17 protein-coding genes are annotated in these 23091 nt (G+C 54.6%); 7 read left to right on the forward strand and 10 right to left on the reverse strand.

The genetic code is table 11. The features are described 5' to 3' along the window. Positions 1 to 365 precede the first annotated feature (365 nt). The 7 genes from LDO29_RS14950 to LDO29_RS14980 all read left to right on the forward strand — a co-directional run bounded on the left by LDO29_RS14950 (position 366) and on the right by LDO29_RS14980 (position 9079). On the forward strand, positions 366 to 1361 hold the full coding sequence (locus tag LDO29_RS14950) for a glycosyltransferase family 2 protein (RefSeq protein ID WP_224080564.1): 996 nt from the start codon (positions 366 to 368) through the stop codon (positions 1359 to 1361). Beyond that, positions 1361 to 1759, forward strand: a complete 399-nt coding sequence (locus LDO29_RS14955) for a GtrA family protein (RefSeq protein ID WP_224080565.1) — start codon at positions 1361 to 1363, stop codon at positions 1757 to 1759. The genes LDO29_RS14950 and LDO29_RS14955 overlap by 1 nt, the downstream gene beginning before the upstream one ends. Positions 1760 to 2066: 307 nt before the next feature. After that, a complete protein-coding gene (locus LDO29_RS14960; RefSeq protein WP_224080566.1) occupies positions 2067 to 3749 on the forward strand; it encodes a hypothetical protein in 1683 nt (560 codons plus the stop codon). Between the two features lie 447 nt (positions 3750 to 4196). Beyond that, entirely contained in the window at positions 4197 to 5210 is a 1014-nt protein-coding gene (locus LDO29_RS14965) for a glycosyltransferase family 2 protein (RefSeq protein WP_224080567.1), read from the forward strand. Next, positions 5207 to 5848 (forward strand): class I SAM-dependent methyltransferase, encoded by a 642-nt coding sequence (locus tag LDO29_RS14970; protein ID WP_224080568.1) that lies wholly within the window; start codon positions 5207 to 5209, stop codon positions 5846 to 5848. The genes LDO29_RS14965 and LDO29_RS14970 overlap by 4 nt, the downstream gene beginning before the upstream one ends. Continuing rightward, entirely contained in the window at positions 5803 to 6747 is a 945-nt protein-coding gene (locus LDO29_RS14975; protein WP_224080569.1) for a hypothetical protein, read from the forward strand. The genes LDO29_RS14970 and LDO29_RS14975 overlap by 46 nt, the downstream gene beginning before the upstream one ends. Beyond that, on the forward strand, positions 6740 to 9079 hold the full coding sequence (locus tag LDO29_RS14980) for a hypothetical protein (RefSeq protein WP_224080570.1): 2340 nt from the start codon (positions 6740 to 6742) through the stop codon (positions 9077 to 9079). Before LDO29_RS14975 ends, LDO29_RS14980 begins: the two co-directional genes overlap by 8 nt. A 178-nt stretch (positions 9080 to 9257) precedes the next feature. On the opposite strand, the gene LDO29_RS14985 is transcribed toward LDO29_RS14980, so the two are convergent. From LDO29_RS14985 to LDO29_RS15030, 10 genes are read right to left on the reverse strand one after another with little or no spacing between them, the layout of a single operon-like run. Continuing rightward, complete coding sequence (locus LDO29_RS14985; RefSeq protein WP_224080571.1) at positions 9258 to 10376, reverse strand: glycosyltransferase family 4 protein; 1119 nt, start codon at positions 10374 to 10376, stop codon at positions 9258 to 9260. Positions 10377 to 10392: 16 nt separating this feature from the next. Beyond that, the gene (locus LDO29_RS14990) at positions 10393 to 11502 is read right to left on the reverse strand and encodes a glycosyltransferase family 4 protein (RefSeq protein WP_224080572.1); all 1110 of its coding nucleotides are present in this window, start codon (positions 11500 to 11502) and stop codon (positions 10393 to 10395) included. 11 nt (positions 11503 to 11513) lie between these two features. Beyond that, entirely contained in the window at positions 11514 to 12443 is a 930-nt protein-coding gene (locus tag LDO29_RS14995) for a GDP-mannose 4,6-dehydratase (protein ID WP_224080573.1), read from the reverse strand. Beyond that, a complete protein-coding gene (gene gmd / locus LDO29_RS15000; RefSeq protein WP_224080574.1) occupies positions 12403 to 13437 on the reverse strand; it encodes a GDP-mannose 4,6-dehydratase in 1035 nt (344 codons plus the stop codon). Before gmd ends, LDO29_RS14995 begins: the two co-directional genes overlap by 41 nt. Continuing rightward, positions 13434 to 17219, reverse strand: a complete 3786-nt coding sequence (locus tag LDO29_RS15005) for a glycosyltransferase (protein WP_224080575.1) — start codon at positions 17217 to 17219, stop codon at positions 13434 to 13436. The genes gmd and LDO29_RS15005 overlap by 4 nt, the downstream gene beginning before the upstream one ends. Next, positions 17219 to 18604 (reverse strand): FkbM family methyltransferase, encoded by a 1386-nt coding sequence (locus LDO29_RS15010; protein ID WP_224080576.1) that lies wholly within the window; start codon positions 18602 to 18604, stop codon positions 17219 to 17221. The genes LDO29_RS15005 and LDO29_RS15010 overlap by 1 nt, the downstream gene beginning before the upstream one ends. Further along, on the reverse strand, positions 18601 to 19554 hold the full coding sequence (locus LDO29_RS15015; protein ID WP_224080577.1) for a class I SAM-dependent methyltransferase: 954 nt from the start codon (positions 19552 to 19554) through the stop codon (positions 18601 to 18603). Before LDO29_RS15015 ends, LDO29_RS15010 begins: the two co-directional genes overlap by 4 nt. Positions 19555 to 19562: 8 nt before the next feature. Further along, complete coding sequence (locus LDO29_RS15020; RefSeq protein ID WP_224080578.1) at positions 19563 to 20783, reverse strand: ABC transporter ATP-binding protein; 1221 nt, start codon at positions 20781 to 20783, stop codon at positions 19563 to 19565. Continuing rightward, positions 20783 to 21580, reverse strand: coding sequence for an ABC transporter permease (locus LDO29_RS15025; protein ID WP_224080579.1), 798 nt, complete (start codon positions 21578 to 21580; stop codon positions 20783 to 20785). The genes LDO29_RS15020 and LDO29_RS15025 overlap by 1 nt, the downstream gene beginning before the upstream one ends. Beyond that, entirely contained in the window at positions 21580 to 23019 is a 1440-nt protein-coding gene (locus LDO29_RS15030) for a mannose-1-phosphate guanylyltransferase/mannose-6-phosphate isomerase (protein ID WP_224080580.1), read from the reverse strand. The genes LDO29_RS15025 and LDO29_RS15030 overlap by 1 nt, the downstream gene beginning before the upstream one ends. Positions 23020 to 23091 lie beyond the last annotated feature (72 nt).

Below are 23091 nucleotides of genomic sequence, written 5' to 3' on the forward strand. Positions count from 1 at the left end.
CAGAGTCGCAAGTGATGCATTCGACAACCAGACTCATGGTCCGCAATGGCCGAGGTGCACCAATGCCCATGTTGTATCATATCGGACGAGTCAGCACCGAAGAGGGGCTGACAGCGCGAGACGTCGCAAGGCGAGAGGAACGAAACAGTTTGCCAATATAAGAATACTTTACTCGATCTGGGCACGGACAGTCAGTCTGCAGGGCCCTCATAAACCCCATGGACACCTGTTCGATCAATAGGCGCAGCGTCGACCAGACAACGTTCTGATACGACGATACGTCGCTCTGAGCGATTTCAACTCGAACCATAGTGCAGCCCAAGCTTCAATCACGATAGCTCGCGAGCGGCAATTACGCCACCACCATGCATATACCAAAGATTGCAGTTCTCCTACCTTGCTATAACGAAGAAGCAGCGATTGCGAAGGTTGTTCGCGACTTCCGCGATGCACTTCCAGACGCGAACATCTATGTCTACGACAACAACTCGAAAGACAGAACAGTGGCGGTCGCAAATGATGCTGGGGCGATCGTTCGCACAGAAGCTCAGCAAGGCAAGGGCCATGTCGTGCGCCGTATGTTTCGAGATATTGACGCGGATTTCTACATCATGGCTGACGGCGACGATACGTACGACGCGAGTATTGCGCCGGCCATGCTGCGACTCGCAATCGAGGGGCACAATGATCTCGTTAACTGTATCCGCCGGGAAACGGAACAAGCTGCGTACCGAGGCGGCCATCGTTTCGGAAATCTACTGCTAACCGGCGTCGTACGCCACATCTTCGGCGACCGTGTACACGACATGTTGTCGGGCTATAAGGTATTTTCTCGACGATTTGTGAAGTCGTTTCCCGCTCTGTCGCAAGGCTTCGATATCGAAACCGAGCTGACCGTGCATGCGCTTGAACTGTCGATGCCCGTCGCGCATACCGATGGTGCATATCGCGGTCGTCCTGAAGGGTCGGAAAGCAAGCTGCGGACTTACCGAGACGGCTGGCGCATCCTAATGCTCATTTTCAAGCTCGTTCGGCATGAGCGGCCTATGTTTTTCTTTGGAGCTCTGGCGGCTCTGCTCGCGTTAGGTTCGTTGGTTCTCGCTGCGCCCGTGCTCGAGCATTATCTTGCTACTGGACTCGTTCCAAGGCTTCCTACCGCGGTACTTTCGATGGGCCTCATGCTGATGGCATTCCTCAGCGTCGTTACGGGCACCGTGCTCGACACTGTCAGTCGGGGACGACGGGAAATTCGCATGCTCTCCTACCTTCAATATCCCTCGTCCTCAATGGATGACGTCGCTGCACCTGCAAGCACGGCCCAGGCTGCTGAAATTCTCAACATCTCCCAGCTGAGCCAGTGATGCGCATTCGCGATGACGTCTTTAGTCAGTTCCTGCGTTTCGGCGTTGTCGGCGTCTTGGGATTCATTGTGAACGCTGGACTGGTCGAAGCCCTCGCCCGCGACGGGCGGCCATTCCTAGCCCAGATGCTCGCGTTTCCGGTTGCAGCAACGGTAACGTGGTGGCTAAATCGGCGTTACACGTTCGGCGCAAGTGGGCGGGCGATGCATCACGAGTGGTTGCACTATGTGTTCGCCAACCTCCTTGGTTGGGCTGTCAACAACGGCGTCTATGTTGCACTCGTTTTATGCTTGCCACTCGCGTACAAGCACCCGTCAATTGCCGTGGCAGCCGGCTCGGTGGCAGGCATGTTCCTGAATTTCGGGGCGTCAAAGCTTTTAGTGTTTCGGCGCAGCTGATAAGCGGGCGCCAGAATTTGATGACGCCAACATGTTCGGTTCACCGAACCCAGTTCGCATCTTTGCATTTCCTCAATTTCCCTGTTGGCGCTTACACCAACTCAAAATGCTTGTTGACACTCGGTCAACACAGGAATGCTGAGGCTTTGCGCCGCTTAAACTGACGCCACATCACTGCAGGCAATATATCAGCAGCAAACTTAGCAACGGCATGAAGAGTTTGCCTGCGCAATAGACGTTCTTTTACTCCACGTTTCGTTGTGATGAAACGCAACGGCAACGCATCCAAAAACAAAGACCTCGATCTATGTTCAGTTTTGCGAAACAGTTTGAGTCGATCTTTACACAACGATTCGTCATCGTCACTGGCGCGCTGCTGGCGATGCTAATATTAATCAGAAATGCAGGGCTCTATCCGACTGTGTTCGCGGATGAATGGCACTACAGTTTGCTGAGCCGCTTGCAGCACATTGCTGACGCGTCCGATCCCGACTATGTCTATCTCGGCCTGTTCCGTTTGACAAATTATTGTGGCGACGGCTATCTGGGATGCGCACGAGTGCTGAATGTCGCATTCTTCATGCTAGGCGTGTGCTTCGTCTACTTCTGCGCTAGAAGAGTAGTATCGCAGGGCCTTGCCGGCATGATCGCGCTTGGGACGATCCTTGCTCCGCTGAACATCTACACGGCGTACTACATGCCGGAAGCGATGTACTTTGGATCATTCTGGCTGCTCACGTGGTTTGTTTTCACATTCCCGCGCAACAGCCTCTATCAATACGGCATTGGAACTGGCGGGTTAATCGCGCTGCTGGCAATGGTCAAGCCGCACGCATTTTTTCTTCTGCCGGGTATCGCTCTCTTTTCGGCCTACCGTTGCTTGTGCGACCGGCCCGATGAGCGCCTACGTCGTGCCGTGATGATTGTTGTGATTGTCGTCGTTTCCGCAGTCGTCATAAGGCTAACGCTTGGCGGTGTGATTGCGGGCAAGGCTGGCTTAAGCGTGTTTGGCAATCGGTATGGGTCGATGGCATCCGATTCGACTGCACTTAAACACGCCATATCGACCGTACTGCTTTCCGCCCATGTGTTCGGTCGCCATGCGCTGGCTCTTGCTGTCATGTTCGGCGTGCCGATTGCGATGGCGATTCACTGTCTTTCGCCGCGGAACTTCGCTCGTGTCGATGCCAGCGATGAACGGTTTGCAGCCGTCCTCTATCTTACGCTGCTGCTGGGATCGCTACTCATCGTTACGTCGGTGTTCACCGTGACGGCGGTTGGGAGCGGGCCGTATGAGGTGCTTGAGCGCCTCCACATGCGCTACTACAATTTTATCTTCCCACTGTTCTTCATCGTTGCAGCGTCGTTTCTCTCCACCCCTGCACCTGACAAGAGCAAGCGACACTGGCGAATCCTCATTGCGACGGCAATCGGCATTCTAGCTTGCATTGCGCTCATGAAGCTGTTGGACATTTCCCGGCCAATTAGCGTAGATGGGCCGGAGATCCGGGCCTTCACCTATTCGCCCAGCCACTTCTGGATCCTTGGCTTGTGTGGAATAACCGCAGTGGCTATGTGGGCCTTTGACAGCAAGCTCGGCGCGCGCATGTTCGTATTTGTATTTTTCCCGCTCTTCCTGCTGTCCACTGCATGGTCACTAAATCTAGAAATGCGCGGGAGACTGGGCGCCGATACATATGACCATGCAGGCTTGTTTACGCGCCACTATCTCTCACAGAACGAGTGCGCGCAATTGACGGTTGTCGGCTCTGAACCGGCATCGTTGTTCCGGACGCTATTCTACATCGACAATGCGGCGACTCGGCTCGTGGAACTGCCCCCAGGTGCACCGCTGACCGCCGCAGCTATTCCGAAAGACACGGAATGGGTGCTTACAATTGGCGAGCATGGCAAGGTGCCTGACACAGCGATACGGCCGCACATGGGGGACTTCGCACTTTTTCGGGCCGGGGATCTACGTCGGCCCTGAACAGCCGACGATTTCGCGATTGATCAGATTCGGCACGGCCACAAAAAGCAGCTAGCCCTCATCCGTCCATATGTAGGTGATGTTCGAGGTAAACATCTGGTTCGGCGCCGCCGGCATGAAGTTGCGTTCCAGCAACTTCGCCTCCAACCTTCGGCTTGTGCTTCGATACCTGACCCGGTGACGTCGTTTGTGACGAATCCGGCTCTCACTCTCGCCCATATGCCGCCCAACCTGAGTCTTTCCGGGCGGCAACCCCGCGAAAACGAAGTCCCTCGGTCATTCCCGGCGTGCCATTGGTATCCTTAAACTTTGGAATGAATGGCTCGGCTCAGCACCAGGAGTTGTTCATCGCTCAGGCGCTGACGCTGCGGATCAATCCAGGCCTACTTCGTAAGAGACTCTTCGCGAAGGACGTCGCTTTTTTTTGCGATTTAAAGCACCATAGCTATGAAACTAATAATACAAATACCTTGCTTCAATGAGGCAGAAACATTGGAAGTAGCACTGTCATCTTTGCCACGAAAAATTCATGGGTTTAGGTCAGTTGAGTGGCTAATCATAGACGACGGAAGTCAGGATAATACAGCAGAGATCGCGAAGGCTCATGGCGTAGATCACATAGTTAGACATCCGCGCAATAAAGGATTGGCTAGGGCATTTATGACCGGATTGGATGCCTGTCTAAATCTTGGAGCGGATGTGATCGTCAATACTGATGCGGACAATCAATATAACGCCGAAGACATTCCGGCTCTTGTGATGCCTATTCTTCAGCACCGTGCAGAAGTAGTAATAGGCGCCCGTCCAATATCCACAATTGAACATTTTTCGCCAACCAAAAAGCTACTTCAAAAAATAGGTAGCTGGGTTGTGCGTGCTGCAAGCAAGACAGATATCCCTGATGCGCCAAGCGGATTTCGCGCAATGAATCGAGCTGCCGCTCAGCGCTTGATGGTATTTAACGATTATACGTACACCTTGGAGACGATCATTCAGGCGGGCCAGAAGAACATGGCCATTACATCTGTACCGATTAGAGTTAATGAGGATCTTCGGCCGTCACGTCTCGTAAAGAGTATTCCCTCCTATATTAAGCGCAGCATTGTCACGATTATTAGAATTTTCGCAATATATCGACCGTTTAGTTTTTTTGGCTCTATAGGGGCTGCGCTTTTTGGAATCGGTTTTCTTATCGGCTTACGTTTCCTATGGTTCTACCTAAACGGGTTTGGCGAAGGGCATGTGCAGTCGCTGATCCTGGCGTCGGTCTTATTGGGCTTCGGCTTCCAGGCTCTTCTGGTGGCATTTGTCGCAGATTTATTAGCGGCAAATCGGAAGCTCTTAGAAGATATAAGATTTAAGGTGGCAAATCTAACAAAGGACAGAGGCATCGAACCGATTGAAGATGGCGACCAAATTAGGGCTGAAGGATCAACAATTCTTGCGAGAGATTTATCATGAACATCAAGATCGCAGGCGGAGCAGAAGAAAATGGCATTGTGATCGGGAATTCCTATGACAAATATGGCTCACGCAATCCGATCATCAAATGGATAATGAACGGCTTTGAGTCCGCCTTATCCGAATTCGTGAGCAAGGCATCGCCAGAGTCAATGCACGAGATTGGCTGTGGCGAGGGTTATTGGGTTCTGCGCTGGAATGAGCAAGGATTATCAGCCAGAGGGTGTGATTTTTCAAAAGATGTTATCGAGATTGCCCGAGCAAATTCCATAAACTGTGGTTTGTCACCTGCGCTTTTTGAATCCCGCAGCATCTATGACCTTGATGCGACGCAAGACAGTGCAGACCTTGTGGTTTGCTGCGAAGTGCTGGAACATCTGGAGAAGCCAGAAGCTGGTTTGCAGGCACTCCAACGAATTTGTAAGCAACATTTAATCGTCAGCGTACCGCGAGAGCCATTGTGGTGTACGCTAAATATGGTCAGAGGCAAGTACCTCACGCGTTGGGGTAATACGCCCGGCCATATCCAGCATTGGTCAAAAAGTGGTTTTGTCGAATTGGTTTCAAATTATTTTGACGTTATAGAAACAAGATGCCCATTACCCTGGACGATGCTTCTCTGTCGCCCTCGTCGCTGACCATGACTCCAATCCTACGACGTATTCTTCATGGGGCTGGGAGTGTTCTGGCGTTGATAGGTATCGTTTTTGTCGGATTGCGCCTGCACACTTACTTGCTTGATCTCGATCTCTCGCGGATCACGCTCCTGGTGTGGAGTTTTATTGCGATGTTTTCCTTGATTTACAGTTCAGCAAATTTTCTGCTCGCATTGGCTTGGTGGCATCTTTTGCGTTATCTCGGTTGTTCCCCAACGCGCCTCGGAACGATCAGGGTCTACGGCATTTCGCAGTTGGCCAAATACGTGCCTGGTAACATTTTTCATCTTGCCGGGCGTCAAGCTCTTGGCATGGCCGAAGGTATATCCGCCGGGATCCTAGTTAAATCGACAATTTGGGAACTTGGCTTGATAGCGTCAGCAGGAACCCTGTCTATCTGGCTGATACTCCCCCTGTTGTTACCGAATTTATTTCCGGATTTCCCCGAAATTAAAGGTGTGCTGCTTATGCTGGTCAATACCGCACTCCTTGTTGGTTTCTTGTACCGCACTTTCGACCGTCAACCCACTCTGTCATTTATTTGGCAAATATTCTTCCTTTTGCTTTCCGGAGCGATCTTCGTTGCTTTGCTTGAATTGATTGCTGACACCAAAGGATTAGGTGCGCAACATTGGTTGATGATCGGAGGAGCCTACATAGCAGCTTGGCTCGTGGGACTGGTTACACCCGGTGCGCCAGCGGGTGTTGGAGTTCGCGAAATGATTCTGCTGTTCTTGCTAAAGGATATTGTGGTTGACAGGGACTTGCTTATAGCAATCCTGCTCGGCCGGTTGGTGACAGTAGTTGGCGATCTGATATTTTTCTTTGTGACTTATTCGATTCCAGCAAGATTTTGTGCATTAAAAAAAAGCGATGTCTAAAAATCAGGCTTGGACTATTAGGGAGCTGATCTTCGCCGCATTGGTAATTGCCTTCGTGCTTTTTATGCACGGTGCAGTGCCTTTTTTGATGGTTCCTACACTTGGGCAGGCTGTCTGGTCCATGGGTTTCGCGCAGTCCATGGCAGGTGGGGCGCCGTTCGATTTCTATGCTCATGATTTTGGAGTCCCCAGGTCTGCAGCAATTGCGTTTGGACTTGCGGGGGCTTGGCCCGCAAGCCTGCTGATTAGACTTGGCTTGCAGCCAGCTGATGCCTACTCCGGGATGGTTGCGCTTTGGTTAGGATTGGCTATGTTCTCCGCCTATCGGATAGGACGTCGATTTGGCGCAACGAGATCGAGTGCTCTGCTGGGTGGGCTGACGTGGATGACCATGCCGATCATCTGGGCGCATGCTGGATACAGCCTGCTGTCGGTTGGGATAGCACTTTTGTCATACTACTTCCTGGCCGCTATCAGGCTATTTCTGATCGAAGATGGAGCGACAACGCGGATTGCTCCAACCGCAATCACGCTCTATTTTACGGCCACTATCGTATCCGTGTTTATGGACGGCTATACGTTCATGATGTTTGCCACGGGCTCCAGTATCTTGTTGCTTTATTCGTTCATTACACGGCCCGCGATTCGGCTACCGCTAACAATGATCGCGATTCCAATTCACGTGATAAGTTTTTCGCTCGCCTATTTTCTATTCAGTACTTATGTCGGCAGGTCTAGTTTCGAGGCGCATTCGCTTGATTCTTTCAGAGGTTGGGGTTTAGATATCTCGTTTCTTGTCGCACCAACGAAGGGAGTGCTCTGGCTGCCAGATTTGATGAATCTCAGTCTGAAGCGAACAAATGGGTTTTACTTCGGAGATGAGTCCGTTTGGATGACAACCTTTGCATCGCCAGCTCTAGTTATCGGCGTGCTCGCGTGGCATCACATAAGGCATCAGATCAAAATTTCCACTGGCGTTTTGATTGTTGCAATCTTCGGTTTTTACATGGCGCTTGGACCTTCATTGAAGGTCAACTCGATGAAACCGGAATCTCTCCAACTAAGTTATCCTCGCGAGCAAAGCGCGCAGATGCCGGCTGAGTTCGCAGTCATTCCGACCGGTAACGCATGGATTTCTGAAAACTTACCTGGCTTCAACGTTATGCGGGCCTCTTATCGCTGGTCCGCTTTGGGTATTTTCGCTCTATGGCTTCTCATCATAATATGTATATCGCGAACTGAAAGAAGAAATCGAGCAATTTTTCTTCTAGCGTTATCATCCATAACATTAATCAATCTACCGGATTTGCAAAAGCGGATACGCGCTGGGATTGATTACCGGAGCATGTTCCAACAGATCGATCACGAGCTTGTGGATGAACTTCGTAAATATGTCACTTCAGGAGAAATGACTGCGTTCGTTCCTTGGGGCAACGACTTTATTGCTAACTATTTAGCGCCGAGAGTCGGATTTAAAACCTTCAACATAGGAGGGGATAAAAATCTCGCGACTGCTCAACGGAATTGGCCTTCAGAAATGAATGCACTGGGGGGGGAGTTAGACGCGGCGAAAGCCCAGATGGCGGCGAAAATGCTGGTCGATGGAACAGTTGATGTGGTGATTCTGCCATATTTCCATATGTTGTGGTCGTCGCATTTATGGCCCTGCGTAGCTGAAACAAGCGCCCAACTCAGTGTGGAGCAGCAAGAGAGCTTTCGCAGTCTTCCCAGGTTTCTTTGCCCAATTGATCGGCGAAATGAGCTAAGACCTTTCGTTATCGCTCTGAGAGATTTCTCGTATCTTGAGATTACGGAGACCAGTTTATTTTCCACCATCAGACTGCGCCCGGAATTTGCCGGCGTTGAGAACAGGCAAGCCCTGATGCGCGAGATCTTTAGAAAAATCAATTATCCAATTTCGGCTGACGATAGATTCAATGAGAACCATTATGTGCTCCGTGAGGGGTGGCATAGCCCGGAGGCTCATCGTGTCTGGTCTCAGAGCGCGGGAAAACTGACACTTCCTGTACCCACAGACTGTGAGGTGAAGCATTGTGACGCGGTACTAACGTTTGTAGCGTTTGGTGCCAGCAAAAAAAGACCTGTCTCGGTTATTTTTGGCAGCAGTGATCCTATGTGGCAATGGAACGCAAGAATTGTGGCAACCTCAAGCGAAGCGATGGAGGTAAAGATTCCACTACTCGGCGCAATCCGTAGCCGAGATATTTTAATTTCCATTCCCAATGCAACGTCACCACTGGCATTAAATGTGTCATCCGATGCTCGTGTGCTCGGAATTGCCCTTCAGCGCATCGATTTAGCGAAATATTGAATTTCAGTATCGGGGCTTTTGATGCCGCCCAAAGTACCCCTCCCGGGAGATTCGCACCATCGAACTTCTCGTTGACCACAACTACTTGCCTGTCCTACCACCCAACCAAACTATCATAACCTCTGTGCAGCGGTACTAGGGGGAACGGCCCCGCACCTCTGCAGACGTGTTCCTGCTATCATTTCTTCGCCGTCAGTTCGCGATAGACCTTCGCATAAGCTGCAGCCATCCGGTCCGCGGTAAAGAGTTTGGCAAAACGCTCTTTCGCCTTCTGGCCCATGCTGCGTGCCAATTGGGGGGAACCATCCAGCTTGCACATGGCCGCTTGGAACGCCGCTGCATCCCCGGACGTCACCACCAGCCCGGTTTCACCATCCACATTGACAAAGCTGCTTCCGGTACCAATCTCGGACGAGATCATCGGCTTGCCAAGCATCGCGCCTTCGAGCAACGTAACGCCGAAGGCTTCGGAGCGCAGATGAGAGGGAAAGACCACCGCGCCACATAGTTGCAGCAGCGCCATCTTGTCCAGATCCGGCAGAGCGCCGAGGAAGTGGACATTGGTCAGTCCCAGCCTTTCCGCCTGCTCCTTGAGTTCGGCTTCGATCGGACCAGCACCGACGATCACCACCTTGAATTGCGTTCCCTGCGCAGCCTTTAGCAGAATATGCAGGCCCTTGTAGTAGCGAATAACACCAACGAAGAGAAAGAATCCTTCGCCCAGCTTGTTACGCCAACTCTCCACCAATCCAGTCGAAGGCGTCGGATAGCTTTCTGCGTCGATGCCGATTGGAATCAGCGAAACCTTATCCTTGTATTTCAGCAAGACATCGCTCGTCTCTAGGTAGTTCGGCGAGGTCGCGACGATCCGGTCCATCCCCCCAAGGAAATGGTGCATCAACGGTCGATAGAGCTTCAGCAACGTCCGCTGGCGGACAATATCGGAATGATAAGTAACAAGCGCGGGCTTCGCAGGCCGGACGAGTTTATGAAGAATGTCCCCGAATGGCCATGGGAAATGGTAATGGATGACATCCGCCCACTCGCTTTGGCGTCGGAAATCGTCGATGGCAGTCAGCGACATTGGGGTGGAGGCGACATCCAAGACAACCTTGGATCGGTGAATCTCCGTGCCATCATCGACAATAACAGGTTCCGCCGCCGCGCAACGGCTCAATGTAAACACGCGAGATTCCACACCGTGAGCCTGCACACCACGGCTGATCTGCCTGATGACTTGTTCTACGCCTCCGAATGAATCGGGATAATACGTCTTGAATACGTGAAGAACACGCATAGTGGATTCCGCCAAGTCAAACAAGCGTCCGGTACACATCCAAGGTCGCGCTCGCCGTACGTTCCCAGGACAACAGTGCCGCCCTCTCCTTGCCCAGCGTGATACATTTCTCGCGCAAGGTTGAATCCTCGAGCAAGAGCGCCATCGCAGTAGCTATGGCCTCTGGATCTAGCGGATCGACCTCCACCGCCGCGCCGCCAGCAACCTCCGGCAGACATGATATATCGGAGCAAATCACCGGTGTTCCGCTTGCAAAAGCTTCCAGCAACGGCAGGCCAAACCCTTCGTAGAGCGATGGAAAAATAAAAGCGCTCGCTCCCACATAGATGCTGCGCAATTCGTCCTCGCTGGCCATGTCGGCTAGCCACACCACCCTTTCACCGGCGCGCTGGGCAGCAAGAATAGCCGCCACGTCGGCGTCGCAGCGCCAGCCGGCCCTGCCGACAATCACCAGCTGCTGCTCGTGACGAATGCGCTCGGGCAGCGACAGATAAGCATTCAGCAAAGTGCCCAAATTCTTGCGCGGCTGCAATGTGCCTACGAAAAGAAAGTAGCCCGACCGCAGTTTGTATCGACTCAATACCGATTCGGTGACGCCAGCCTCCGGTGGCACCAGCCAATAGCGATCGACACCGCATGGGACGACGGATATGCTCCCTTCGTCAATATTGAAATATTGGACCAGATCGGCCACCGAGGCGCGTGAATGCGCAATGACATGATCGGCAGTACGCCCCGCCTGCCTGATCTGCCAGTTCTTGAGACGTCGGAGGCGGGGCGATGTCCATTCGGGAAAGCGAAGCGGAACGGCGTCATGCAGGGTGGCAACGACGGGGCAATCCATTCGCACTACCCGATAGTCGGTCGCATGATAAATGTCGATGTGTTCCGTTACCCGCAGCGTCGCCCCGAAGGCGCTAGCGAGGGCCTGCTGCGCAAAGGGTCTGGGAAACGCGACGATTCCGTGCGGGAAGCCAGCGCCATGCACGGGGCCGCGATAGACACATTGTGTCAGAGAGCAACCGGATCGCGGCAGCGTGCGCGCAAGCGCGGCGGTGTAGACACCGATCCCATCCAGTTTGCCGCCGTGTCCCCCTCCATAAAGCGTGCCCGTACTCAGCCCCACTCTAAGCGCATTCACCTTTCAAACATCCAGCGTAACGTTTCTTTGAAGTCCGGTCGAAACAGATTTGGCACCAGACGATCCAGCTTTTCCGACGAACCGACTAGGGTGCGTACCTCATTGGCACGAACGAACGCAGGATTGACCTGCACCTCGATCGGATACGCTGCAATCTGCTCCATGGCGAAAACAATTTCGCGCAGTGTTTGCTGCCGCCCGCTACAGATATTCACGATCTCGCCCGCAACATCGCTCTGGAGCAAGCCAAGATACGCCTGCGCAACTGTACGCACATCGGAAAAATCGCGCGCTACGTCGAGATTTCCCAATTCGATAACCGGGGCACGCTTGCGAAAGTGCGATACTATCTTGGGTACTAAGAAATGATTCGCCTGGCCCCGTCCGGTGTAGTTGAAAGGGCGCGTGATAACGATCGGGAATCGCTCGAACCAGGTCCGCACCATGAACTCCATGGCGATCTTGCTGGTGGCATAGTGATTCACCGGCAACGGCGGCTGGCTCTCTGCAATCACACCTTCGCAAGCATTGCCGTATACGTTGGCGCTACTGGCCATGACGATTTTGGCGGGGGTGTGATCCGTGTCCGCACATGCCTGCAGCAGGTTCAGCGTGCCAATGACATTGACCCGGTAAAAGGCTTCGGCATCGGCATGGGCGACAAAGCTGATTGCCGCCAGATGGAGAATGTAGTCGGGTCGGTGTTGGTCGATGACACGGCGGCACTGCTCGATATCCATGATATCGAGTGTGATTGCATCCGCGTTGCTGCCGTCATCGTGTGCGCACGTCGCCAGCACACGCATGCCGGCTTGCCGAAGAGCATCGTCAACGTAGTACCCGGTGAACCCGTGCGCGCCCGTAACCAGAACGCTCGGTGAAGGCTTAGAACGAGAATCCAATCTGATTTCTCCGAAGGTCCGCATCGACCATCATCTGACACAACGCTTCAAGCGTCGTCTTCGGCTCCCATCCGAGCGTTTCCCTGGCCTTGGCAGGATCACCGATCAACAGTTCGACCTCGGCCGGCCGGTAGAATTTGGGATTGATGCGTACCACGGTGTTGCCCGTCGCCGCATCAATACCAATTTCGTTCTCGGCGGTTCCCTTCCACTCCAGCTGCGTGGCGACCGCCTTGAATGCCATCGACACGAAATCGCGGACGGTTTCCGTACGGTTGGTGGCAAGTACATAAGTATCGGGCTCCGCAGCCTGCAGCATGCGCCACATACCTTCGACATACTCCTTGGCAAATCCCCAATCGCGCTTGGCGTCCAGATTTCCTAGTTCCAGTATGTCTTGCTTCCCCAGTTTAATCTTGGCAACTGAATCGGTAATCTTCCGCGTCACGAACTCCCGTCCGCGTAGTGGCGACTCGTGATTGAACAGAATTCCGCTCGTCCCGAAAATTCCATAGGATTCACGATAATTCACCGTCATCCAGTGCGCATATAGCTTGGCAACACCATAAGGGCTGCGAGGATAAAACGGCGTTGCCTCGGTTTGCGGAATTGCCTGGACCTTGCCGAACATTTCGGACGTTGAAGCCTGGTAAAAACGAATCTTGGGATTGACGATGCGGATCGCCTCGAGCAAATTCGCCGCACCGACGCCAGTAATCTCGGCAGTCGTGATGGGTTGCTCGAATGAAACACCCACGAAACTCTGCGCCGCTAGGTTATAAACTTCCGTGGCTTCGCTGGTCTGAAGCAGGCGGATACAGGTGCCCAGGTCCGTCAGATCAAATTCGACCAGATGCAAATTGGGATGCGCCACGATCCCCAGTTCGTCGATGCGCCAGAAATTGACTGAACTGGTCCGGCGATAGGTCCCGTAAACCGTATAGCCTTTTTCGAGCAGCAATTGCGCTAGATAGGCGCCGTCCTGACCGGAAATGCCTGTAACGATTGCGGTAGTCATGCAACATTCCCCTTTCTAAAATTATCTTCAGTCCTGGCCTTGTTTGCCGTCCAGGAATATGTCCAATGTGAATCCGCCGGATTGGTTAGCAAAGAGACAATCTGGCTTGCGGTTTCGGCCCAGCTGGATCTCGGCATGCCTGCCGAGCGTGCTGCAAGCCCCATCCGAGCATTCTGCAACCATCCCTTGATTGCGCTCGAAAGGCCGGCAGGTGAAACGTCCGAAAAATATGTGGCGTAGTCGCCGGCGACCTCTCTGAACACGGGAATATCCCGCGCGAGAATTGGCTTGTCGTGCTCGGCGGCTTCTACCAGCGGCAGCCCGAACCCTTCGCCTTCCGATGCCATAATGACGCCGTCCGCAGTGGCGTAAATCTGCTCCAGTGCCTCATCACTGATGCCGCGGTACCAGAAAAGGTTCCTGCCATAGCGCGGATGACCGGTAATCTGCTGCGCTACCTTCTCGATCATCCAACCTTCCTTGCCGACGATGACAAGATTCAGCGACGCGCCTTCCGTCCACAGTCGGTCGAACGCCGCCAGCACCTGCCTGTGTCCCTTGCGCGGTTCGACTGTGCCCACCATCAGGGCTGTCGGCGCTGCACGCATCAAGTTAAGGTCTGAACGGATTGCATCATCGATACCCATGGAAGGCGCCGACGCGCGAATATCGCTGCCATTATGAAACCAGCCAATCCGGAAAGGTCGCTCGCGCTGCACTCCGCTTGCCTTGACCCACTCATGCAATTCGGAGGCCACCGCCTGCGAAACGCAGAGTGCACCGTCGTTCCGGGCGACTTCCTCGAGCCAGATCTCATGAGCCGAGGCCGCGCCGTGCGGGAAATGCTGTGGCAACCGGATCGGCAACAAATCATGTACCACAAAATACACCTGCGCCCCACGCCGGCGCAGGTCCGCGAAGAACTTCGACTGCTGTGGCACAAAATAGGCGTGCCAGTCGAGGCCGAGAAATACATCCTGTGCATCTACCTGTACTGGCTCATCGTCCAGTGCAGCGGCTGCACCGAGAAACTGCATGGTGAAATGCCGAGCGTAATAATACGACCGTTCCGCCGTTGCGTAGACTGGCTCGACGCGGAAGCCCGGTGGCGGATTACGCAGCAGGAAGCTCAGGATACTTCTCGCCACGCGCTCAATCCCAGTCTTGAGATCATGCTGGATGATCGCTGAAACATCCACGAGCAGCTGGCGCGCGCCTGCTTGCAGCGGGAGTGACGTGGAGATTGTCTGCGCCAGTTCATGCAGATCGACTGCCTTATCACCGCCCTGACACGCGAGCGCATCGAGCAAATGCCCCCTCGCGTCGGTTGCATAGGCTCGCTCGATGGCCTGGACATAGCGGTCAGCGACCCCTCGTGGTGAATGCTCCGTCCATACCAGCTCCCGCGCCTTTTCTCCAAGTTGCCTCCGCAATGCCGAATCTTCCCACAGCCTCTCGATAGCCTCGGTCAGTTCATCATCCGCGAACTCGTCAGCCAGTTTCCAAACCGTGCCCGTCGGAATATCGGCCATGGACCCGTGTGCGTTGACGATCGTCGGTAGTGCGTGATTCATGCAATCCAGCGCTGTAGCCGACGTCTCTCCTCGCGAAAGCGTGCGCAATTGAATGGCAATGTCGGCGCTTGCCAACCAGTCCTCATAGTCCTGATCGGAAGTCAGACCGGTCACTTGGACACGACCCTGCCCCCTGGCTTCCATCACCTTCAGCAATTCCGCGCCGTACGCTCCCCCATGCATCTCTCCGACAAAGACCAGCCGGCAAGTCATATCGGCCGCCAAACGCGATTGGAGCCACGCGGACAGCTCGCGGTGGTTCAGTTTTGTCGGCGCGATCATGCCGAAGCTGGCGACGATGAAATCGTCTTCTGACAGCCCGAGACGCAACCGTGCGGCCGACCGGTTAGCCTGGTTGGCGGACTTACGCAACAGCGGAATATGTTGCCAGTCCTCGGCGATTTCCCGGCCATACCATGCCGAAGCCAGCCGATGCGAGACATCGGAATGCACCACGACGCCGAGGGAATACTGAAGCACCGAAAGATTGACTGGATATTTGTAGATCGCCTCCACCTTGCCTTCAGGCCTGGTACCCTCGACCGCAGCGAGATACCCGTGCGAATGATACAGCTGCCTCTGCCAGATATCGCGCGCAAGACCAGCCGAATCCATATTGGAATACAAGCCGCTCAGGAAAAAATCATGCAGCACCGTGACACCGGGATAACGCTCCAGCAACGCCGGCATGTGCGCATGAAAAAGGGAATTGCCGAACTGATAAACAATCCGGTCGTATTCTTCCGCATGCGCCTGGAAATAATCGACGGTGCGTATATTGCAGTCCGCACTGATCAACGGCGCCTGCACTTTTTCCTGATTGCAGATGACATCGATCTCATAGTGACGGCTCAACTCCGGCAATAGTGCGGCACTATAGCCCGCGATGCCCGTCGGCTCCGGCGGGAGCGGCGAGACGTAAGCCAGCCGGGGGCGCCGCGCTTCCGGCAGGGGGACAACGGCGCCGTTGCAGCAATTGGCTCCGGCGCTTTCTTCGTGCCATGCGTCCACGCTATCCAGCAGGAGCCGTGCAGTTTCATCCCAGGAAAATTCCTTCGACTTGCTCAGGCCATGCTCCTGGAGCGCACTGCGGAAGCCGTCATCGGTCAACACACGATCAAGCAGGACCGACATGCCCCTGACATCGCGGGCAGGGAACATGGCATCCTCGCGGCCGATTACCTCCGGAATGCTTGAACTGTTCGCGCCGATTACGGCAGCGCCACACGCCATCGCCTCCAGTGCGGGCAAGCCGAAGCCTTCGTGCCACGATGGAAAGACGAACGCCTTGCACGCGTTGTAGAGCGCGACGAGTTCGTCGTCCGTGACATAGCCGGCCAAGACCATTTCGTCCCGGCTCAAGCCGTTGGCCTTGGCGAGATTGCGCAATTGCGCAGTCTCGCCTTCGGTCAGTTTGCCAACAATCAGCAGCTGATGCGCAGCGCGGCTAGTGGGCGGCAAGCTGGCGAATGCCTCGATCAGGCCATGTAGGAACTTGCGCCCATCCGTTCCGCCCGTGTACATGACAAACGGCCGCGTGATTTCAAAGCGGGCGGCAAGCCGTTCGCGATCGGACTCGGAGAGCGCAATCTTGCGAAAACACGAATCCACGGCGGCACGAATATTCGCGACCCTGTGTGGAGGAAGATCGAGTAGCTCGATCCCCTCTTTGCGCGATGACTCTGAAATGGCAAACCAAAGGTCTGCCCGGCGCGCGTGACCAATCTTCTGATAATACCAGTCAGAGATCGACGGTTCCGTCAGATAGGTGCCTTTGTGAATCAGCGGTACCAGATCATATATTGTCACTGCATTGCGCAGAGAATTCGACAGGCGTCCGACGCTGGTTACCACATCGTCCACATAGCCTTCAAAAAGGCTGCTGACCAGAACAAGATCAGGCTTCAGGCTTGCCAAAAACGCTTCGCGCGTGGCCTCGCCAGCGTATCGGCGCTGCTGACTTTCAGGCAAGGAAAAGCGGACATCGTGCAGGCCCGACCAGACCCGAATACTCTCCTGCGGCACCACGCTGTCCAGCGAGGCGCGAATGTGCTCGACGGATTCGGCCATTTGCCCGTTCAGGGCAATGATTAGCTCATGCTGTGCATTCCGCCCTGCCAGCGCCGCCGCAAGCGCAAGCGAATAGCGCCCGATACCCCGAAAGCGGCTTGCACTTTGTGCACCTTGCAGATCCAGGACGAGCCGCATTATTTCTCCATATCCTCAGTACTCGACGTGGCCGACTTTCTCAAAAGCCGGCTTGCTATCCAGCGATTGGTGGCGGGCATGTCTTGCCAATTCCCTTCATTGCCAGTCGGGACAGTCGGGAAATAGCCGCCCGCCGGAGCGCTCAGGGACCCGTAGAGCCTTCGTGCAGCCCTTTCCAGATTGGGGAGTCGGGCCAATAGACCCAATAGCAGATTCTTATGCGTGGGATGACTGCGCAAGTGCCCGATCGCCGCGCGGCCGATTCGCTTGACCGCACGCTTTGCAATGGAAATGCCCTGCTGACGCACTCGCGCCGACAATGCCGGGGCGCGAGGGGACGACATGGCCGCTTCGCTCGCGCGATGCACATCTTGCGGTGCGTGTACTCGTCGGCCGCCTCTGAGCGTATCGAGCACTGCCCGTAGCGGCGCTGTAAGACGCCAAGACGTGCTGTTGCGCAGCGCACTGATTTCCGCCGTCAGCCGCGCCACAGCCTGTAGTTCCTGCCGGACCGTGCGAAGTTCCGCGGAGAGGCGCCCGGCATGATTACGTGCCACGTTGAGTTCCTCCCCTTGTCGGGCGTACAAGGCTTGAAGGGCGTCGAATTCTCCTTCCTTTTCATGCAAGGCCGCCTGAACCGCGGCAAGACGGGCCGCCGGCAATTCGGCAACGCGCGCCTCGCGGCGCCCCACGTCGACCATCCAGTCCACCATGAATTCGTCGAACACATTGGGCGGGGTCTTCAGGGCATCGGCCAGATCCAGATGGCTGTCGTCCACATAGAAGCGATTCAGTCCATCAAAGTAGGCAAACTGATAGCCGGCAGCGAGCAAGGTGTGCTCCCATTCAACGCCCGAAGATTCTTGACTTAGCGGGCGCGTGGACTCAAGCACCACGATCCATGGGCGCCAGCGCTTCCAGTCCATGCCGGCGACGACATCGGCTTCGGCGCCTTCAACGTCGATCTTGAGAAAATGAATTGCCTTGTCAGCGACGTGCTCGGCGCAGATATCTGCGAGCGTTCGCATCGGCACATTGGACTCGGTATAGCGCCAGCCGGCTTCGAAGTGCGTGTGCGCGACTTCGCGGTCCATGGTCGACAGGCCGGTATCCGGAATGGAATAGAACGTAATCTCGCCTTTCCTGGCTCCCACTGCGCATTGCAGATTGACATCACGCGGGCGCTCGCTCTGCAGTCGGGAAAAGAACTGATTCACCGGTTCGACATTGACCCCCGCCCAGCCGCGCTCATAAAAGGCGCGAGTGACGGAGTGCAAAGTGGGATCATTCGCACCGATATCAATGTAAAACCCCGCCTCGATATGCTTTAGAGCACGCCAAAGAACTACGTCCTCAAAGTTCTGTGCGTAAGAAAGAAAAGTCATTGTGTGGATTTCCGCCAGACACACGCCATGAATTCATCGTCCTTGATAAATTGATCGAGAGTGAGTCCAGCCTGCTGACCTAGCATCTCGCGGGATCGGCCAAGGTAAAAAAAGAGATGAAAGCGGGTGTATTCGTACAGGTACTCGAAGCAAGGGGTTGCATGCACCATACGGGCGCCCGCATTCAGCAGATTGGACATTGCACGCAGCTCGTCTGCCGGATGCCGAAGATGCTCGAGAACATTATTAGAGAAAATACCATCGAAGCGCATCCCTGCGAGCGTTTCGCGTTTCGAAATTACCTCCGATCCAGCCGGGCTCGCATCACCGTGCGGTTCGAACCCATACACGTTCCAGCCTTCGCCGCGCAGTATTTTAAGCGTCCTTGACCAACTGCCCGCGCCGTAATTCAAGTAGACGCCATCACGCCGGGGTTCCAATGCGTGGAATGCTCTCAATTCCTGCTCGGTAGAATCGCCTTCGGCATATACCAGATAGTGCCATTGATACTCCAGGGCTAGCTCGGCTCCGGTTAACGTTAGCATTTTCTGAGGACCGAAAATCAGGTCACAGCGCGGGCACTGATGGCGCGATAGCCGACCACCACCGAACGAGCAAAACCCTTCATACGCGACGAATGTGGCGCGGACGTCGGCGTGGTCGCAAAGCGGACAGGTCAGCTCTTGTAATCGGCCACTATCCCTTGCTTCCATCGTATCGATAATAGACCACTTGAGCGCAATCTGATGCTTGATTCCCTCATTTCGGGCCAACGCTACCGCCAATTCGGTACCTTCCAATCGCTGCGCAATGGCTTGGACGGTCTGATCCCGTGCGCATTCTGCCTGCTGGAGGCGTGCCAGTTCCCGCTCCAGTGCACTCAGCGTCGAACGTTTGGTCACGGCAATATTCAGATACGCCAGAAGGCGATTCAGAATTTCCCTGCTCATGAGTTCCACTAGTACTCTACCGTGACAAACGGGTCCAGCCAAGCACAGCCAATAAAATGGGGATGGCTGGCGTTAACTACCGAAAACATCAAGGCGCGGTCCTTCCACTCGTAATTGTTCTGCAGATGGTTCTCGGAACTCGCGACCGATGTGGCGATCGAGTAATGCCCCTCACCGAGGTTGGCGGGGAACTCAAAGCGGTAAAGCACACGCTTCCCGGACTCGACATTCGAGACGATGTGCTCTTTCAGCTGAGTGTTGGTGCCGTAGATGGGTTGTCCGAGCCGATCCTTGATCATATAACCAAGGACCAAGGTGGGAATCGGAGCGTGCGTCACGACTTCCACTCGCAATGTCACGGTCGTGCCAACGTCGATCGTCTCGACCGGTCGCCCCAGCTTGTCCAGCAATTCGATTCTTGAAACCACGGCTTCACCGGTGCCGGAAACCGTTTGCACCGTTCCGCATTCAAGCACGCGCTGCGTAATGGCGTAGCTCTCCCGCTCAGCCAGAAGGGCATTGTAAAAATCCATGACCTCTTCCGGTTTGCCTATTTTCACCAGACGACCACTATCCAGTAGAATCGCACGATCACAAATCGACTGGATCGCCGTTCGATCATGCGACACCATCAGCAAGGTGGTGCCTTCCTCACGGAAGCTTCGGATCCTGTCAAAGCTCTTATGCTGGAAGTATGCATCGCCAACCGAGAGCGCCTCGTCAACAATCAGCACGTCCGGCCGCCGCGCAGTGGCAACGCTAAATGCCAGCCGCATCTGCATGCCGCTCGAATACATTCTCACCGGCTGATCAATATAATCCCCAATCTCCGCAAATGCCTCGATCTCCGGCATCAGGGTCATGACCTCGCCGGTATCCATGCCAAGCAACTGGCCTGCCATCAGCACATTCTGACGCCCCGTAAAGTCGGGATGAAAACCCATGCCGAGTTCGAGCAAGGCAGACACGCGGCCAGTAACGCTGATACTCCCCGTGGTGGGCATCGTCGTGCCGGTGATCATCTTGAGCAAGGTGCTTTTCCCTGCGCCGTTGACCCCGACGATGCCGACTGCTTCGCCCGGCTCCACGACAAACGATATATCGCGCAGGATCCAACGCAGGCTATGACGCTCGCGCCCGAATGGTGCAAACCACTCCAACAGACGCGACCAGCGGGTCGGATACTGTTTATAGGCCTTTCCGACCTGACCTACTGAAATCGTACTCATTAAAGCTCATCCACCATTTCACCAGAGCGCTTGCGGAACAGCTGCATGCCGGCGAAGCATAAAACCAGCGCCAGGGCGGTAGCCGGCGCAAGACTCATCCAGTCGGGTGCTCGTCCGCGTACCAGTATGTCTTGATACGCACTGACAATGGATGTCATCGGATTCAACTCGACCGCCTTGCGCGCTAGGTCTGGCAGCGCATTTAGCGGGTACACAATCGGAGTGAGCCAGAACCAGAACTGCAGCACCACGCCCATCAACTGGCCAACATCGCGAAAGAAAACATTGAGAACGCCCAGAATCATCCCGAGGCCAATGGAAAACGCGATTTGAATGACCAGGACAGGGAACAACCAGCCGAACGCCCAGCCCGGGAAATTTCCCGACACCAGCAAAAAGGCAACAAAAAGAGAAAAGACAATAACGAAATTCAGCCCCGCATTAAGCACGATAATGATCGGCAGACAAATGCGGGGAAAATTAAGCTTCTTGATCAAATTGGCCTGATCAAGAAAGACGTTCTGTGAACGGCCAATAATTTCGGCAAAAAAAGCCCAGGTAAATGCGCCTGCGCACAAATAAATGCTATAAGCTAGGTGACTTTCCACCCCCGGCAGGCGCGTCCGCATCATCTGCGAAAAAATGACCGTATAGACAACGATCATCGCAAGCGGATTGATAATCATCCATGCCGCCCCCAGCATCGAATTCCGGTAACGCGACTGAAATTCGCGCTTGACGCTTCCAATGATGAAGCCACGATAATTCCAGGCCGACCTGACTAGCCCAATCGCCATTACGCCACCCGTCCGTACGAATCCTCCAAACGGACAATATCGTCTTCACCGAGATATTCACCGCACTGCACCTCGATCAGAACGAGATCAAGCACCCCTGGATTAATCAACCGGTGTCTGTGGCCTGCGGGAATATAGGTGGATTGGTTCGGCTGCAGCGAAATGGTCTGCTCACCATTCACCACATCGGCACTACCGCTCACCACGATCCAGTGTTCGCTGCGATGGTGATGCATTTGCAGCGACAACTGAGCACCCGGCTTGACAACGATGCGCTTGATCTTAAAGCGGTCGCCTTCTTCGAGCACCGTGTAGGTCCCCCATGGCCGATGCGCAGTTTTGTGGATCTTGTAGCTATCATGCCCGTTCTGCTTGAGCTGACCGACGATATGCTTCACATCTTGCGTGCAGTCGCGGTTTGCCACCAGCAGCGCGTCAGGAGTATCGACAATAATCAGGTTGTCTACACCCACGGCACCGACCACTCGATCATCGCTCTTGATATAGCAGTTGCTGACACCATGCAACAGCGCATCGCCATAGATACGATTGCCCTGTGAATCCGGTGGCGTTAGTTCGCTAATGGAATGCCAAGAGCCGATATCACTCCATCCCATGTTGCTCGGCACAACCGAAACGCGATCCGATTTTTCCATGATCGCATAATCGATGGAGATGTCCGTGACACGCTTGAAGTGTGTCGCCTCGAGTTCCAGAGCGCGGCAGCAATCGGCCATCGAAATGGCACCAGCAACAAAGCTGCTTTCGCAAGCCCGAAGCAGGTCCGGAGTAAAGTGATTGAATTCCTTGAGGATGGCCTTCACGCTGAAGCAGAACATCCCAGAATTCCAAAGATGGGAGCCACCCGCCACGAGCGCCTCGGCAACTTCCAGTTTCGGCTTTTCGACGAACCGGACCACAGGATGAACACCGTCCAATCCCCGTTCCGTATCGAACTCGATATAGCCATAGCCAGTCTCGGGAGAGGTCGGGCGAATACCGAACGTCACGATGCGCCCTTCGGTCGCAGCCGCAGCCGCAGCATTCACTGCCGACTGGAACTGCTCGAGGTCTTCAATCAGATGATCCGCGGGCAACACCAGCATCACCGCCTCCTCGCCGTGATGCTGCTTGATCCAGCATGCCGCGGATGCCACTGCCCCTGCCGTGTTCCGACCAAACGGCTCAAGCACAAACCCAAGCGGAATGCGATCCTCGTTCACCTCCTGGCACTCATCCCGAGTCAGGAAAAAGGTCTCCCGGTTTGTGACGATCACGACCTCTGGCACGTCCTCAAACAAAGTGGCACGCTTGAAAGTCTTCTGCAGAAGACTTTCCCCATCTGCAAGCTTCAACAGCGGCTTGGGGAACGCCTCACGGGAAACCGGCCACAGCCTGGTTCCTGCCCCACCGGAGATAATGACTGGAATGATTTGCATGATTGACCGCTTTTCTTGGCTTAGGCGCGAATTGTAACGGAGCGCCCTACCTACCCTGTAATAGCCGTGTAA

Source organism: Cupriavidus laharis (assembly GCF_914271435.1).
Lineage (GTDB): Bacteria > Pseudomonadota > Gammaproteobacteria > Burkholderiales > Burkholderiaceae > Cupriavidus > Cupriavidus laharis.

Bases quoted from the DNA above. Each gene is read 5' to 3' on its own strand.
- LDO29_RS14950 (WP_224080564.1), top strand. From the start codon at position 366: ATGCATATACCAAAGATTGCAGTTCTCCTACCTTGCTATAACGAAGAA.
- LDO29_RS14955 (WP_224080565.1), top strand. From the start codon at position 1,361: ATGCGCATTCGCGATGACGTCTTTAGTCAGTTCCTGCGTTTCGGCGTT.
- LDO29_RS14960 (WP_224080566.1), top strand. From the start codon at position 2,067: ATGTTCAGTTTTGCGAAACAGTTTGAGTCGATCTTTACACAACGATTC.
- LDO29_RS14965 (WP_224080567.1), top strand. From the start codon at position 4,197: ATGAAACTAATAATACAAATACCTTGCTTCAATGAGGCAGAAACATTG.
- LDO29_RS14970 (WP_224080568.1), top strand. From the start codon at position 5,207: ATGAACATCAAGATCGCAGGCGGAGCAGAAGAAAATGGCATTGTGATC.
- LDO29_RS14975 (WP_224080569.1), top strand. From the start codon at position 5,803: ATGCCCATTACCCTGGACGATGCTTCTCTGTCGCCCTCGTCGCTGACC.
- LDO29_RS14980 (WP_224080570.1), top strand. From the start codon at position 6,740: ATGTCTAAAAATCAGGCTTGGACTATTAGGGAGCTGATCTTCGCCGCA.
- LDO29_RS14985 (WP_224080571.1), bottom strand. From the start codon at position 10,376: ATGCGTGTTCTTCACGTATTCAAGACGTATTATCCCGATTCATTCGGA.
- LDO29_RS14995 (WP_224080573.1), bottom strand. From the start codon at position 12,443: ATGCGGACCTTCGGAGAAATCAGATTGGATTCTCGTTCTAAGCCTTCA.
- gmd (WP_224080574.1), bottom strand. From the start codon at position 13,437: ATGACTACCGCAATCGTTACAGGCATTTCCGGTCAGGACGGCGCCTAT.
- LDO29_RS15005 (WP_224080575.1), bottom strand. From the start codon at position 17,219: ATGCGGCTCGTCCTGGATCTGCAAGGTGCACAAAGTGCAAGCCGCTTT.
- LDO29_RS15010 (WP_224080576.1), bottom strand. From the start codon at position 18,604: ATGACTTTTCTTTCTTACGCACAGAACTTTGAGGACGTAGTTCTTTGG.
- LDO29_RS15015 (WP_224080577.1), bottom strand. From the start codon at position 19,554: ATGAGCAGGGAAATTCTGAATCGCCTTCTGGCGTATCTGAATATTGCC.
- LDO29_RS15020 (WP_224080578.1), bottom strand. From the start codon at position 20,783: ATGAGTACGATTTCAGTAGGTCAGGTCGGAAAGGCCTATAAACAGTAT.
- LDO29_RS15025 (WP_224080579.1), bottom strand. From the start codon at position 21,580: ATGGCGATTGGGCTAGTCAGGTCGGCCTGGAATTATCGTGGCTTCATC.
- LDO29_RS15030 (WP_224080580.1), bottom strand. From the start codon at position 23,019: ATGCAAATCATTCCAGTCATTATCTCCGGTGGGGCAGGAACCAGGCTG.